The following is a 14,245-nucleotide window of genomic DNA, read 5'->3' on the forward strand; positions in this document are numbered from 1 at the left end:
GTCATGCGGTTCGGCGGCGTGGTCGCGCTCAACAAGGTGAACATCACGATCGGCGAGGGCGAGATCTTCGCGCTGATCGGCCCGAACGGCGCCGGGAAGACGACGGTCTTCAACGTGACGACCGGTGTGTACCGGCCGTCCGAGGGCCGCGTGGTGTTCCGTGGGAAGCGCATCGACGGCAAGAAGCGCTACGCCGTCACAAAGCTGGGTGTGGCGCGGACGTTCCAGAACGTGCGCCTCTTCCACAACATGTCGGCGATCGAGAACGTCCTCGTGGGAACCGACGCGCACCACCGGACGGGCTTCGTCGGCGCCGCCCTCGGCCTGCCCTGGCACCGCCGGGAGGAACGCGGTGGCCGGGCACGGGCCCGCGAACTGCTGGAACTGGTCGGCATTCCGCACCGCGGCGAGGAGGCGGCGAAGAACCTCCCGTACGGCGACCAGCGGCGGCTGGAGATCGCGCGGGCCCTCGCGACCGAGCCGAAGCTGCTGCTGCTCGACGAGCCCGCCGCGGGCATGAACCCGGCGGAGAAGGTCGCGCTCCAGGAGCTGATCCGCAGGATCCGCGACACCGGGGTCACGGTGCTGCTCATCGAGCACGACATGAGCCTGGTGATGGGCATCAGCGACCGGGTCGCGGTCCTGGACTTCGGGCAGAAGATCGCCGACGGCCTGCCGGCCGAGGTGCAGAACGATCCGCGCGTCATCGAGGCGTATCTGGGGGCACCGGCCGATGCTTCTTGAGATCGACGACATTCACGTCCACTACGGGAAGATCGCGGCCCTGAAGGGCATCTCGGTGTCCGTCGAACAGGGCGAGATCGTCACGCTGATCGGCGCGAACGGCGCCGGGAAGACGACGACGCTGAAGACGGTGTCGGGCCTGCGCAGTCTGTCGTCGGGCGCGGTGCGCTTCGACGGCAGGGACATCAGCCGGATGCCCGGTCACAAGCGGGTGCTGGCGGGCATCGGGCAGGCCCCCGAAGGGCGCGGGATCTTCCCCGGCATGACGGTGGAGGAGAACCTCCTGATGGGCGCCTACGCCCGGAAGGACGACTCGTCCAAGGAACTGGCGGAGGCGTACGAGCTGTTCCCCCGGCTCGCCGAACGGCGCACCCAGGCGGGCGGCACGATGTCCGGCGGCGAGCAGCAGATGCTCGCGATCGGGCGCGCGCTGATGGCCAAGCCGAAGGTGCTGTTGCTCGACGAGCCGTCGATGGGTCTCGCGCCGATGCTCGTCCAGCAGATCTTCTCGATCATCCAGGAGATCAACCGGCGCGGCACCACGGTGCTGCTGGTGGAGCAGAACGCCCAGCAGGCGCTTCAGGTCGCGCACCGCGCGTACGTGCTGGAGACGGGCCGGGTCGTGAAGTCGGCCCCGGCGGGCGAGCTGCTCGACGACCCGCAGGTCCGCGCGGCGTACCTCGGCGGCGCGTCGGGGGAGAACCTGGCCCCGGCACCGGACGTCGCGTCCGCGGATTCCGACACAGCGTCCGCGGATTCCGACACAGCGTCCGCGGATTCCGATGCGGCGTCCGCGAAATCCGACGTCGCGACAGCGGAGACCACCGAGGAGTCCGAGGAAGACTGACCCCGCCGACGGCTCAGTTCGCGATACGCGCCCGTCCAGTCCGGTTCGCCGGTTCTGGGCGGGCGCGTCGCCGTTCACGGCACCCCGCCGTGCTGAGGCCCGGGATCAGGGCAACGCGATCTCGGCGGGATCGGGATCGCTGACGGCGCCCACCGGCGGCGACCCGTACAGCCGGACGGCCCCCACCTTCGCACCGCGCGGCACGTCGAACCACAGATCGAACTCGACGCGCATGGCCGCCCCGACCGACAACCGCTCCGGCTGCCGTTTGATCATGGTCGCGTTGACGTCGGGCGACAGCACCTTCCCTCCGGTGATGACCAGACGCTGCTGCCAGACGTCGAAAACCTGAATGTCGCGCCCGGCGTTCACGGCCAGAAGCCGAATCCGGGTGAACGTCCCTCGGGACTCCATCGCGGCGTGGGTTCCCATGACCTCGGTCATGCCCTCGCGGAAGCCGATGACGGTGTACAGCATGTCGGCGCTGCGTCCCGTCTTACCTTCCGGGACGGCCTCGCTCTCCCGGACCTTCTCGGCGGGGAGATGGTAGGTGGGCGTCGTCGTGGCGTGCTCGGACCCGGAGCCGCCCGGCAGCGCGACGGCGGCGGCGACGACGGCGGAGCCGAGCACGATCGCGGCGGGTGCCCACGGACGTGTGTCACGGAGGCGCATATGTCGGACGCTACGACCGAACGGCGCGCACCTGAACGGCCTGGGACGTTTCGCAACGCAACCGCAACCACCAACGGACCTACACCGGTGTCGCACCGGGTGTGGCTCGAATGTCCCCGGACATGCGTTGACCCGGGGTCACCTTTGGGGCCGTACGAACCTTCCCCGGGCGCGTACGTTGTCTACTCGGTGACCCCGGGCCGTTCCGATCCACGCTACAGACCCCGGGCCGCGCACCGCAAAGAAAGACTGGATCACGACTTGGGAGCGTCCCGGAGCATGCACGTCAGGCGAGCCGTGCAGACCCGCCGATCGCGGTCGTCGCTGATGACGATGTCGTAGGTGGCGAGGGTCCGCCCACCGTGCACCCGCGTCGCCACGCCCGTGACATGCCCCTCACTCACCGCCCGGTGATGGGTGGCGTTGATCTCGATCCCGACGGCGATCCGTCCCGCCCCCGCGTACAGCGCGGCGCCGATCGACCCGAGCGACTCGGCGAGCACGCACGACGCGCCGCCGTGCAACAGCCCGTACGGCTGGGTGTTGCCCGCGACGGGCATTCGGCCCACCAACCGCTCCGCCGAAGCCTCGATGAACTCGATGCCCATCGTCTTCGCCAGGTCGCCCTGCGTTCCCCCGGTGAGGATCTCCACCCCCGTGTCAGTCACCGCGTCCACCTTCCCGTCACCGCGTCGGAGCTCCACAAAAGTGTCGTCGACGCAGACTAGAGTCCTGGTGTGGCGAAGAAAGCAGCGACCCCTGACAAGCGTGACCGGCTCCTCCTGCTCGACGGGCACTCCCTGGCCTACCGGGCGTTCTTCGCGCTGCCCGTGGAGAACTTCTCCACGACCGACGGGCAGCCGACGAACGCGGTGTACGGCTTCACGTCGATGCTCATCAACGTCCTGCGCGACGAGGAACCGACCCACATCGCCGTGGCGTTCGACCGCTCCGAGCCGACGTTCCGGCACGAGCAGTACGTCGAGTACAAGGCGGGTCGGCAGAAGACGCCGGACGAGTTCCGCAGCCAGGTCAGCCTGATCTTCGAGGTGCTGGACGCGCTGCGCGTCCCGCGGATGTCCGTCGCCGGGTTCGAGGCGGACGACATCATCGCCACCCTGTCCGTCCAGGCCGTGAACGCGGGTATGCGCACGCTGATCGTCACCGGCGACCGGGACGCGTTCCAGCTCGTCAACGACGACGTCACCGTCCTGTACCCGATCCGCGGCGTGTCCGAGCTGTCCCGGATGGACCCGGCCGCCGTCGAGACCAAGTACGGCGTCCCGCCCGAGCGCTACCGCGAACTGGCCGCGTTGGTGGGGGAGAGCAGCGACAACCTGCCCGGCGTGCCCGGCGTGGGCCCGAAGACCGCCGCCAAGTGGCTCACCAAGTACGGCGACCTGGGCACCCTCGTTGACCGCGTCGACGAGATCAAGGGCAAGGCGGGCGAGAGCCTCCGCGAACACCTGTCCGGTGTGCTCCGCAACCACCAGATCAACAAGCTCGACACCGAGGTCGGCCTCGAACTGACCCCGCCCCAGCTCAGCATGGGCCAGTGGGACCGCGACGAGATCCACACCCTGTTCGACTCGCTCCAGTTCCGCGTCCTGCGCGAACGCCTGTACGCCACCCTCTCCACGGCCGAGCCGGAGGCCGACGAGGGTTTCGACGTCCAACTCGACGCCCTGGAGCCCGGCGCCCTCGCCACCTGGCTGGACGCGAACTCTGCCGACCGCCTGGGCGTCGCCGTCACCGGCACCTGGGGCCGAGGCACCGGCGAGATCACCGCCCTGGCCCTCGCATCGGCGAAGGGCCCCGCCGTCCACCTCGACCCGGCCGAGCTGATCGAGGCCGACGAACGCGCCCTGGCGGCCTACCTGGCCGACCCCGACCGTCCCAAAGCGATCCACGACGCCAAGGGCCCGACGCTGGCCCTGGCCGCCCGAGGCATCACCCTCACCGGCCTCACCAGCGACACCGCGCTCGCCGCCTACCTGGCCCTCCCCGGCCAGCGCACCTTCGACCTCGCCGACCTGGCCCTCCGCTACCTCCACCGCGAACTGCGCAGCGAAACCGAAGACAACGGCCAGCTCACCCTCGACGGCTCCGGCGAGGAAGAAGCGGCAGAAGCCCTGGCCGTCCGAGCCCGCGCGGTAACCGAACTGGCAGACGTCCTGGACAAAGACCTCGACAAACGCGGCGCGACCCGCCTCCTCCGCGAGGTCGAACTGCCCCTGACCGCCGTCCTGGCCGACATGGAACGCGCGGGCATCGCCGTGGACAACGACCACCTGGCGAACCTCTCCGCCTCCCTCGGCGGCCAGGTCAAGGAGCAAGAGCAAGAGGCGCACAACGCCGTCGGCCACGAGTTCAACCTGGGCTCCCCGAAACAGGTCCAGCAGGTCCTGTTCGACGAGCTGAACCTCCCGAAGACCAAGCGCACGAAGACGGGCTACACCACCGACTCCGAGGCCCTCACCAACCTCCTGGAGAAGGACCCGCACCCCGTCCTCGAACACATCCTGCGCTGGCGCGAGGTCGCCAAGCTCAAGAGCATCGTCGACTCCCTCATCCCCATGGCCGACGACGCCGGACGCATCCACACCACCTTCAACCAACTGATCGCCGCCACGGGCCGCCTCTCCTCCACGGACCCGAACCTCCAGAACATCCCGATCCGCACCGCCGAGGGCCGCCAGATCCGCGAGGCGTTCGTCGTCTCCCCGGACTACGAGTCCCTCCTCACGGCCGACTACTCGCAGATCGAGTTGCGCATCATGGCGCACCTCTCCGAGGACGAGGCCCTCCTTGAGGCCTTCAACTCCGGCGCCGACTTCCACACCATCACCGCGTCCCGAGTGTTCGGCCTCCCACCCGAACAAATAGATTCCGAACTACGCGCCCGCATCAAGGCCATGAACTACGGCCTCGCCTACGGCCTGTCCGCCTACGGCCTCTCCCAACAACTCCGCATCGCCCCCGACGAGGCCCGCGGCTTGATGGAGGAGTACTTCGAACAGTTCGGCGGCGTCCGCGACTACCTCCGCCACATCGTCGACAAGGCCCGCAAGGACGGCTACACCGAAACCATCCTCGGCCGCCGCCGCTACCTCCCGGACCTCAACTCCGACAACCGCCAACGCCGCGAAATGGCCGAACGCATGGCCCTGAACGCCCCCATCCAGGGCTCCGCCGCAGACATCATCAAGGTAGCCAGCCTCAACGTAGACAGAGCCCTCCGCTCCGCGAAGCTCACATCCCGCATGCTCCTCCAAGTCCACGACGAATTGGTCTTCGAAGTAGCCCCAGGCGAACTAGAGACCCTGAAAACCCTGGTAACCACAGAAATGGCCACCGCCTACGACCTAAGAGCCCCCCTGAGCATCTCCATAGGCACCGGCCAAACCTGGCAAGACGCAGCCCACTAACCACCCACCGTTGAGTTCACAGCGGCAGCCCGGAAGGCTGCCGCCATGAGCTCTCGACGCTTCGTCTTCCTCGACCCCGACGGCACCAGTGGTGGCGGCTGGTTGCACGTAGTGGTCCAGGCGAACACTGGAGTCTTCTACCAGCAGCAGTACGGCGGAACCGCCTGTCGGCAGGGTCAGGCGGAGGGCTTTCTCGTACCGCTGTCCGCCCCTGACGAGCTGGACGCCCTACGCGACCTGTTCGAGACGGGCTTCCGTGGTGCCGGCACCTGGAACCACACGTGGTCGGACGACGAACGCGCCAGGCTCCGCGGCATCATCGGAACCGTCCGCTACTGGGCGTGCGACGGTACCACCGAGGAACCGCATGGCCTGCGGTTGGACGAGAGCCGGATCCAAGAGGCCGACGAGGCGTGGGTCCCGGTCATCACACCGGACGGCCCCGGCATCCTGATGTGGTTCAACTCGGACTGAGCAGCGGTCATTCGACCGGCAGCAGCCCCCGCTCGGCAAAGACCTTCTTCGCAGTGAAAGTGGCGTTGAGCGCACGCGGGAACCCGCAATAAACAGCCGAGTGCAGAAGCGCCTCAATGATCTGTTGCGGGGTGAGCCCCACGTTGAGCGAAGCGTTGACGTGGACTTCCAACTGCGGCTCGCAACCACCGAGAGCGGTGAGCATCCCAAGCGTCACAAGTTGCCGATCACGCGGTTCCAGGCCGGGCCGAGAGTAGATCTCCCCAAAGCCCCAGGCGACGACCTGCTGACCAAGCTCTGGCGAGATGTCACCGAGCGCCTCGATGACGTTCGCCCCGGCCTCCCCGTCGATCGCGTCCAGAACCGCCTTGCCCTCGTCAAACCGCCGCTGCCGCTCCGTCGCCTCAATCATCTTCAGACCCCTTCTCTTGCTTTCCCTGGAGCGCCGCGAGATCGCCCCGATAGATCGCGATCTTCTCGGCCAACGCCTTCTCAGGCGCGCGCAGCCGATCGATCTGCTCCCGCAGCCCTGTCTGATGGGGCTTCAAGCAAACGCAAACGGTAGTGCCCGCCCCGCGTGCTCGGAGTTCCGCGTACTCATGCATCCGCGCGATCGGCGTCCCCGTCTCCCGCAGCCGGAGCAGAAACTTCACCCACTCCACATCCGCCGACGAGTACCGACGCTGATTCCCCGAGTTCCGGACGAATCAGCTCCGCCTCGTCCTCAGCCACACAAGCAGCCTAAAAGTTAGAGCGCACTCTAAGTCAAACCAGAACACACCCACCCGACCTGCACAACCAAGTGCCCATACGGCACCCCTTCGCCCCAGCAGCGCCCACAAGCAACCCCACGCGGCGCCAGCCCCGTCCAAGCCCACGATTCGTTGCCCCAGCTGTGATGGTCCTGGACGAGGCCGACTTGTACCCATCCCGGCGTTGGCCTCCTCCTCCCAGGTAGTGGCCAGACCATCGCAGGGCAAGTTGCGAACCCTCGTAGGGGTGATGAGGGCCCCATGGTAAAGCTGCTGGTACGTGGAGGGGAGAAGCTCTTGCTGGAGGCAGATTCTGCAGCGATCCGCCGGTTGTGTTGTTGGCCCGGCGTGTTGCTGAAACTTGTTCGACCAACTTTCGTCCGGGCTCGTGATGGTTGAAGGCCTCAGCGGCTACTGGTCGCTCGGACTTATCCAACGTAGAGCCCCGATCTGCCGAGGTAAGTCGGGGCTCCGCGTGTGGTGCTCGTGCGTTGTTAGGGCAGGTCGTGGTTTCCCTGCTTGATCGCGGTTACCAGTTTGTGGAAGCTTGTGCAGGGGAGTGTGAGCTTGGGGCCGTGTGGGTCCTTGCTGTCTCGCATGCCGATGTCTCCCGCGAGGCTTGCAACCTCCACGCAGTCACCGCCAGAGGTTCCGCTGCGGCTCGACTTGCGCCACTCGCTCATGTATAGCTCTCCAATGCTTGCTCTAGCAGGGTCCGAGATGGCCCCACTGGGGCGGCGATGTCGCTTATCAGGTCGTACCTTACTGCGACTTCCTGGAGGTCGTAGGGGTCCATCAGGAACCGCCCGCGCGTTGCTGCCTCCACGTAGGCGAGTTCCCGGTCATCGACCGTGACGATCTTGAATGAGCCGTCAAGACCGGGGTGTGCACCGGCGGTTCTCTCCACCACGCGCAGGCTGACGTGCGGAAGGTCGCTCATCTCGATCAGGTGTGCAATCTGCTTGCGCATTACCTCAGGCGGCCCTACGGGCTGCGCTAGGACCGTCCAGTTCAAGAATGCGGTAAAGCGTGGGGGCTTGTCCTTGTCGAACACGTCCGCCCGCCGTTGCATGCGAACCCGCAGCGTCTCCTCTGGGTCCTCCGCTACGCCGCGCAAGATCGCGGCCCTTGCGTAGTCCTCCGTTTGCAGCAGCCCTGGTATTAGCAGAGCCTCCCACAGACGGATGCGTGTTGCGCGCTTCTCGTACTCAGCTAGACCGATCAACCAGTCTCCGTCAGCTGCCTGCTCTGCGAACCTGATCAACGCTGTGAACATGCCCTCTGTTTGCCATACGCGGTCAACGATCTTGGCGTGCTTCCGGGGGATCTTGAGGAGCCCCGATTCATAACGCGAAACAGTGGAACGGTCACAGTCAAGTAGGTCACCAAGTGCCTGCCCGGAAAGTCCGTTTGCCTCTCGGTAACGGCGCAGGTGGACGGCGATGAAGTGCCAGATCGAGCGGTCTGGGTCGAGAGCGTCACGGAGGGCCATTGCTGATCTCCCTTGTTGCGGTTGCTTCTAGAACGTAGCGAACGTACCTCGCTGTGGCCCATGCTGTTCGCTGTTCGGCAAAAAGAAACTGTGCTGGGAGGTGATATCGGGCATGGGCGAGCATGTGCGACAAAAGCGGACTCATCAGGCGTTTACGGCGGAGGCGCCCGCACCCCTTATGAAGGGACTGCTTCTGAGGTGCTGCCCGGAGGAAGTGTTGTTGGCGCGTCGGACGATCCGACAGACTCTTTCCGGTTATCGGCGAGATGTCGTAGAGCTTGTAGAACAGTGCGCAAGTGAGACGGTCACGAATGCGATCGTTCACTCGGATTCGAAGAGTGATGGCGAGACCGGGACCATCATGCTCGTTATCGTGGAACTGCCGGAAAAGATTCGCATCGAGGTCATCGACGACGGGGCGAAGGACAGTGCGCCACAGATTGACGCACGAGAGGATATAGAGAAGGAAGGCGGGCGGGGGCTGTTCATCGTTGAAACGCTGGCGGATGGGTGGGGAACGCACGTGGATGAGCATGGACGCAACGTCTGGTTCGAAGTCCACGTTTGACGGTCGGCGCCAGGATCAAGTCAGGAGGGAGCTTTGAATGCGCGTTTTCCGTATCGCCTGGATGTGCTGGCAACTGGAAGTCTTGCGCATCCGGTTTCCGGATTGGGACATCATCCGCACCGAACGTGATGTCTGGAGTGTCAGGAAACCGCCCGTGAATCGGGTCATCGTTGGGGAGTTCGAAACAGTGCGGAACGAGCTGGAGTGGTTTGAGAAGCTCTTTGAGGACGGGGTTGTTCCGGTTCATCGGCTTCGTTCGTTAGGTCACCTGGCGGTGGGGGCTCGAAAGATGGAGGACGGGTAGTGGTGCACTGGCATTTCTGGCGGATGGAGTGTGAGTTCTCGGGTCTTGCTGGTGGTCGCTCTTTTAGTGTCGACCTTTTCTGTGTTCTCCGTCGCTATCCTGACACTGGGGCGGCCTGGGAGGCGGTTGGTGAGAATGTCGTTGAGAGGTTTCCGGACGCCGGGGTGAACGTTCCACCGAGTGCTTCGGCAGACTCGAAGGTTGTGTACGAGATCAGTTCCACTCACTTCGTCATGTGGCGGCTTATTGAGTGCTTGGGTGACTGTGGGGGTGTCGGGGATCTGATTGAGTCGGGAGTTCGTGATTATCTGGTCGAAAAATTCGGTGACTTGATCAGTGTCGTTCGGAGGAACGTCGGGAGGTAGGTGAGGGCCCGCCGCGAGCCTCTTCGGCGGTGGGCCCTCCGGTGATCAGGGTGTGAATTGGCTTGCGTGCCAGGGTTGCGGTGCCTAGGAGTAGGGCTGTGCAGGTTAGGGCTGCGCTTACCAGGATTGGGGCGCGGTAGCCGAGGGCCGTGTTGAGGGTTAGGCCGCCGAGGATGGGGCCGATCACTGTGCCTACGTTGAGGGCCGCGACCGAGAAGCCGCCTGCGAGCGTTGGGGCGTCCGCCGCCTTGTAGAGGACTTGGGACAACAAGGTGGAACCTACCGCGAATGAGAACACGCCTTGGATGAAAACGAAGACGAATGTTGTGGTCGGGTCGGTCGGGTTCATTGCGAACAGGAGCCAACCGACTGCTAGGACTGTTGTGCCTCCCGCCAGGAGTTGTGTGGGTCTGGTGTCGGCTAGGCGACCAGCGATGGTGACGCCGGTGAAAGCGCCGATTCCGAATGCCACCAGGGCGGCGGGTATCCAGGACGCGCTGAGTGCGGTGAGGTCGGTGATCACAGGAGCCAAATAGGTCAGCGTGCAGAACGTCGCGCCATTGACCAGTGCCCCAAGGAGGAGCAGGACGACCGGGCCAGGGCGGGTCAGCGCGTGAAGTTCGTGGCGTGTGCTTCGTTCACTCGGCTGTGTGGTGTCGGCGGGTACTGCCCGCAGGATGGCGATGGTGGGCGGAATGGAGATGGCCGCCACCGTCCAGAACACCGCGCGCCAGCCCCAGTGGGCCCCGATGAGCGCGCCGAGTGGCACGCCCGCGATCAGGGAGACGGTCACGCCGCTGAGCAGTACCGATGTGGCGCGGCCCTTGGAGTTCTCGTCCACCATGGCCGTTACCGTCGTTAGGGCGACGGCGATGAAGCCCGCGTTGGCGAGGGCGGCGATCAGCCGGGTGATCAGTAGCACGGGGAAACTGCTCGTTGTGGCGCCCAGGACGTGCATCAGCTCGAAGGTGACGAGGAATGCCGGTAGAGCGACTCGCCTGGGCCAGCGGCGGCCCAGGAGTGCCACCAGTGGGGCGCCGACGGCTATTCCGATGGCGAACGCCGATGTCAACGAGCCCGCGGTCGCGACGGACACGTTGAGGCTGTCGGCGATGTCCGGCAGCAGACCGGACAGCATGAATTCTGATGTTCCCTGGGCGAATACTGCGAGCCCGAGAACATAGATGACGAAGGGCACGAGAAGACTCCACGACTGTGGCGAAAGGATAGTTGGAAACTTCCGCGGGACAGTCGCGAGGGAGCGACTGAACACGGCGATTCCTGAGGCATGGGGCTCAGGTGAATGAGGTGGAATGTCGTGCGGTGGCTGATCAGTCGCTGATGTGGCGTGGCCAGAGGAATTGGGTCATCTCATGGCGCGAGTGCGCACGCGACTGGGAAGGGCGCCACCGGTCGTCCGGTGGCTAGCTTCTGGATGCCTCGGGACTCGACATGTGGAGGACGCTACCAGCGGTGATTGTGCGTCCTCAACTCGTTGGTCGGCGCGGGTCATGGGTTTGTCTGGGTGGTTGTGGGGCTCGCCATGGGGAGTTCAGGGTTTGATCTTCTGGGTCAAGGTGTTGGGGGAGTGGGTTAAAAGCGTGGGGGGTGGTGGGTGCGTAGGGATCATGCGGGTATCCGGGCGGGTGTCCGTAGATGTCTGGGGGGCCGTACGCTGTCCCCGGGTCCTGTTCGGGTCGACCGGCGGGGGGTAGCGTGCCTCTGCTTCACAAGATCGCTGGCGTTGTGGTCGTCTGCGCGGTGGTGCTCGGGTTGACGCTTCCCGCGCATCGGCGGGGGGCCGAGAAGGAGAGTCCAGCGGGGCGGGTCGGGAACTCGTCCTCGGCGGCTCCGGCGGCCAAGGTGAGCGGGTCGCCTGCGCCGAGTGGGTCTCCGACGGCGTCCGCTACGCCCCTCAAGCCGATTCCGGCGGCGGCGCCTGGGGCGGCCGCCGTCAAGGCGAACGAGTTGGGGCAGATCCCGGTGTTGATGTACCACCGGATCGTGCCGAAGCCCGAGATGTCGCTCGACCGGTCGACCAAGGAGCTCTACGACGAGCTGACGCGGCTCGCCAAGGGCGGGTACGTGCCGATCACGGCGGCGGAGTTCGTCAGCGGGTGGATCAATGTTCCGGCGGGCAAGCACCCCGTGGTGTTGACGTTCGACGACAGCACGCCCGGGCACTTCGCGCTCGACGCGGCCGGGCGGCCGAAAGCGGACACGGCGGTGGCGATCATCCAGCGGGTCGCGGCGGAGAACCCGGGGTTCCGGCCGGTGGCGACGTTCTACCTGAACAAGGAGCTGTTCGGGATGGCGGACGCGCAGGCAGCCGCCGGGCTGAGGTGGCTTGTTCAGAACGGGTTCGAGCTTGGCAACCACACGGTGACGCACCCTGATCTGTCCGGCATGTCAGAGGACGGCGTGCACAAGGAGATCGGTGGGATGGAGGACCGAATCGTCCAGCTCGCCGGGCGGCACACGACGACGTTCGCCTACCCCTTCGGGGCCGTCCCGCGTAAGGGGAAGTGGGCTCGGAAGGACGGCTCGCGGTATTCCTTCCAGGGGATCTTCCTCGCGGGGTGGCGGCCGTCGGTGTCGCCGTTCGCGGACGAGTTCGACCGGTGGAACATCGACCGGGTGCGGTCCGAGGGCAAGATCAAGGAGAACGACTGCACGAAGTACTGCTCGACCGCTTGGCTGGAGTACCTGGACAAGAACCCCGATGAGCGGTACACATCTGACGGGGATCCGAACACCGTGACGTTTCCCAAGACGGCCGAGGACCGGCTGGCCAAGGAGTACCGGCGCCGGGCGCGGACATACTGATCGCCGCCGCCCCGCTGCGGATTGACCCCGCGAGCCTGGTCCCATATCCTGATCGCTGCGCTGTGGGCCTGCGCGAGCTTCGGACGGAGCAGGCTCGCGCTCGGTCAGGTCGGCGACAACGGTTCGGTTCACTGACGCGGCAGCGACCGCGTTCCTTCCGGTCTTCGGCAGGGCGGATAACGGCCCTCCGCGCAACGCCCATCACGACTTCCATGTCCGTACCGGAGCCAGCCGACACATGACGAGCAGCACCGAGGCCACCTCGACCATCCCGCAGGTAGCGGTCAATGACATCGGGTCCGAGGAAGCCTTCCTCGCGGCGATCGATGAGACCATCAAGTACTTCAACGACGGCGACATTGTCGAGGGCACTGTCGTCAAGGTCGATCGTGACGAGGTCCTCCTCGACATCGGCTACAAGACCGAGGGCGTCATTCCCTCGCGTGAGCTGTCCATCAAGCACGACGTCGACCCGAACGAGGTCGTGACCGTCGGCGACCACGTCGAGGCCCTCGTCCTCCAGAAGGAGGACAAGGAGGGTCGGCTGATCCTGTCCAAGAAGCGCGCCCAGTACGAGCGCGCCTGGGGCACGATCGAGAAGATCAAGGACGAGGACGGCATCGTCACCGGTGTCGTCATCGAGGTCGTCAAGGGCGGCCTCATCCTCGACATCGGCCTGCGCGGCTTCCTGCCCGCGTCGCTGGTCGAGATGCGTCGGGTCCGCGACCTTCAGCCGTACGTCGGACGCGAGCTCGAAGCCAAGATCATCGAGCTGGACAAGAACCGCAACAACGTGGTGTTGTCGCGGCGCGCGTGGCTGGAGCAGACGCAGAGCGAGGTCCGCCAGACCTTCCTCAACACCCTCCAGAAGGGTCAGGTCCGCAAGGGCGTCGTGTCGTCCATCGTCAACTTCGGGGCGTTCGTCGACCTCGGTGGGGTCGACGGTCTGGTGCACGTCTCGGAGCTGTCCTGGAAGCACATCGACCACCCGTCCGAGGTGGTCGAGGTCGGCCAGGAGGTCACGGTCGAGGTCCTGGACGTCGACATGGAGCGCGAGCGGGTCTCGCTGTCGCTCAAGGCGACGCAGGAAGACCCGTGGCAGCAGTTCGCCCGCACCCACCAGATCGGGCAGGTCGTGCCGGGCCGCGTCACCAAGCTGGTGCCGTTCGGCGCGTTCGTCCGCGTCGAGGAGGGCATCGAGGGCCTGGTGCACATCTCCGAGCTGGCCGAGCGCCACGTGGAGATCCCCGAGCAGGTCGTCCAGGTCGGCGACGAGATCTTTGTGAAGATCATCGACATCGACCTCGACCGGCGCCGGATCAGCCTGTCGCTCAAGCAGGCCAACGAGGGTGCCGCGGGCATCGAGGAAGAGGACTTCGACCCGACGCTGTACGGCATGCCCGCCGAGTACGACGAGCAGGGGAACTACAAGTACCCCGAGGGCTTCGACGCCGACACGGGCGAGTGGCTCGACGGCTTCGACGAGCAGCGTGAGACCTGGGAGCGGCAGTACGCCGAGGCCAGGTCCCGGTTCGACGCGCACCGCAAGCAGATCGAAGAGGCCCGCAAGGCCGAGGCCGAGGCCGGCGGCGAGCCCGCGGGCGGCAGCGGCGGCGGCGGTGGTGGCGAGACCTCCTACTCCGGTGGCGGGGAGAGCGAGTCCGGCGGTGGCGCACTCGCCACCGACGAGGCGCTCGCCGCGCTGCGGGAGAAGCTGTCCGGCGGTCAGTGACACCCGTTCGGTGACGTTCTGAGTACGGCCGGAGGCCGATC

The 14,245-nt window shown here is 65.9% G+C and carries 14 protein-coding genes and 1 pseudogene; 8 read left to right on the forward strand and 7 right to left on the reverse strand.

From position 1 onward, the window contains the following. Positions 1-3 precede the first annotated feature (3 nt). Both ABD808_RS13120 and ABD808_RS13125 read left to right on the forward strand, forming a co-directional pair. On the forward strand, positions 4-744 hold the full coding sequence (locus tag ABD808_RS13120) for an ABC transporter ATP-binding protein (RefSeq protein WP_344895406.1): 741 nt from the start codon (positions 4-6) through the stop codon (positions 742-744). Further along, positions 734-1,591: an ABC transporter ATP-binding protein gene (locus ABD808_RS13125; protein WP_344895141.1), complete on the forward strand. Its 858-nt coding sequence runs from the start codon at positions 734-736 to the stop codon at positions 1,589-1,591. The genes ABD808_RS13120 and ABD808_RS13125 overlap by 11 nt, the downstream gene beginning before the upstream one ends. 105 nt (positions 1,592-1,696) lie before the next feature. Here the strand turns inward: ABD808_RS13125 and ABD808_RS13130 are convergent, their stop codons facing one another. Continuing rightward, positions 1,697-2,263: a DUF4352 domain-containing protein gene (locus ABD808_RS13130; RefSeq protein ID WP_344895144.1), complete on the reverse strand. Its 567-nt coding sequence runs from the start codon at positions 2,261-2,263 to the stop codon at positions 1,697-1,699. A 254-nt stretch (positions 2,264-2,517) separates the two neighbouring features. Beyond that, the gene (locus tag ABD808_RS13135; RefSeq protein WP_344895409.1) at positions 2,518-2,871 is read right to left on the reverse strand and encodes a hotdog fold thioesterase; all 354 of its coding nucleotides are present in this window, start codon (positions 2,869-2,871) and stop codon (positions 2,518-2,520) included. A gap of 129 nt (positions 2,872-3,000) precedes the next feature. Here ABD808_RS13135 and polA point away from each other — a divergent pair, with 129 nt between their 5' ends. Continuing rightward, positions 3,001-5,691, forward strand: coding sequence for a DNA polymerase I (gene polA / locus ABD808_RS13140; protein ID WP_344895148.1), 2,691 nt, complete (start codon positions 3,001-3,003; stop codon positions 5,689-5,691). A gap of 45 nt (positions 5,692-5,736) precedes the next feature. Then, positions 5,737-6,165 (forward strand): DUF6210 family protein, encoded by a 429-nt coding sequence (locus tag ABD808_RS13145; protein WP_344895151.1) that lies wholly within the window; start codon positions 5,737-5,739, stop codon positions 6,163-6,165. A gap of 7 nt (positions 6,166-6,172) precedes the next feature. Here ABD808_RS13145 and ABD808_RS13150 read toward each other — a convergent pair whose 3' ends face one another. The 4 genes and pseudogenes from ABD808_RS13150 to ABD808_RS13165 form a co-directional block, all read right to left on the reverse strand. Continuing rightward, on the reverse strand, positions 6,173-6,577 hold the full coding sequence (locus tag ABD808_RS13150; protein WP_344895154.1) for a carboxymuconolactone decarboxylase family protein: 405 nt from the start codon (positions 6,575-6,577) through the stop codon (positions 6,173-6,175). Next, a pseudogene (locus tag ABD808_RS13155) lies at positions 6,570-6,854 on the reverse strand (MerR family transcriptional regulator); the annotation flags it as partial. The gene ABD808_RS13150 and the pseudogene ABD808_RS13155, both read right to left, overlap by 8 nt. 557 nt (positions 6,855-7,411) lie before the next feature. Further along, the gene (locus tag ABD808_RS13160; protein WP_344895157.1) at positions 7,412-7,600 is read right to left on the reverse strand and encodes a DUF397 domain-containing protein; all 189 of its coding nucleotides are present in this window, start codon (positions 7,598-7,600) and stop codon (positions 7,412-7,414) included. Next, positions 7,597-8,409 carry a helix-turn-helix domain-containing protein gene (locus tag ABD808_RS13165; protein ID WP_344895160.1) on the reverse strand — a complete coding sequence of 271 codons (813 nt, stop codon included), beginning with the start codon at positions 8,407-8,409 and terminating at the stop codon, positions 7,597-7,599. Before ABD808_RS13165 ends, ABD808_RS13160 begins: the two co-directional genes overlap by 4 nt. Positions 8,410-8,521: 112 nt before the next feature. Here ABD808_RS13165 and ABD808_RS13170 point away from each other — a divergent pair, with 112 nt between their 5' ends. Next, positions 8,522-8,977, forward strand: a complete 456-nt coding sequence (locus ABD808_RS13170; RefSeq protein WP_344895163.1) for an ATP-binding protein — start codon at positions 8,522-8,524, stop codon at positions 8,975-8,977. A 37-nt stretch (positions 8,978-9,014) separates the two neighbouring features. Beyond that, positions 9,015-9,281 carry a hypothetical protein gene (locus ABD808_RS13175; RefSeq protein ID WP_344895166.1) on the forward strand — a complete coding sequence of 89 codons (267 nt, stop codon included), beginning with the start codon at positions 9,015-9,017 and terminating at the stop codon, positions 9,279-9,281. Between the two features lie 333 nt (positions 9,282-9,614). Here ABD808_RS13175 and ABD808_RS13180 read toward each other — a convergent pair whose 3' ends face one another. After that, positions 9,615-10,844: a Cmx/CmrA family chloramphenicol efflux MFS transporter gene (locus ABD808_RS13180; RefSeq protein WP_344895169.1), complete on the reverse strand. Its 1,230-nt coding sequence runs from the start codon at positions 10,842-10,844 to the stop codon at positions 9,615-9,617. A gap of 518 nt (positions 10,845-11,362) precedes the next feature. On the opposite strand from ABD808_RS13180, the gene ABD808_RS13185 reads away from it, so the two are divergent. Both ABD808_RS13185 and rpsA read left to right on the forward strand, forming a co-directional pair. Next, positions 11,363-12,472 (forward strand): polysaccharide deacetylase family protein, encoded by a 1,110-nt coding sequence (locus ABD808_RS13185; RefSeq protein WP_344895172.1) that lies wholly within the window; start codon positions 11,363-11,365, stop codon positions 12,470-12,472. A gap of 238 nt (positions 12,473-12,710) precedes the next feature. After that, entirely contained in the window at positions 12,711-14,204 is a 1,494-nt protein-coding gene (gene rpsA, locus ABD808_RS13190) for a 30S ribosomal protein S1 (RefSeq protein ID WP_344895175.1), read from the forward strand. Positions 14,205-14,245 lie beyond the last annotated feature (41 nt).

Source organism: Actinomadura meridiana (genome assembly GCF_039537545.1).
Taxonomy (GTDB): Bacteria; Actinomycetota; Actinomycetes; order Streptosporangiales; family Streptosporangiaceae; genus Spirillospora; species Spirillospora meridiana.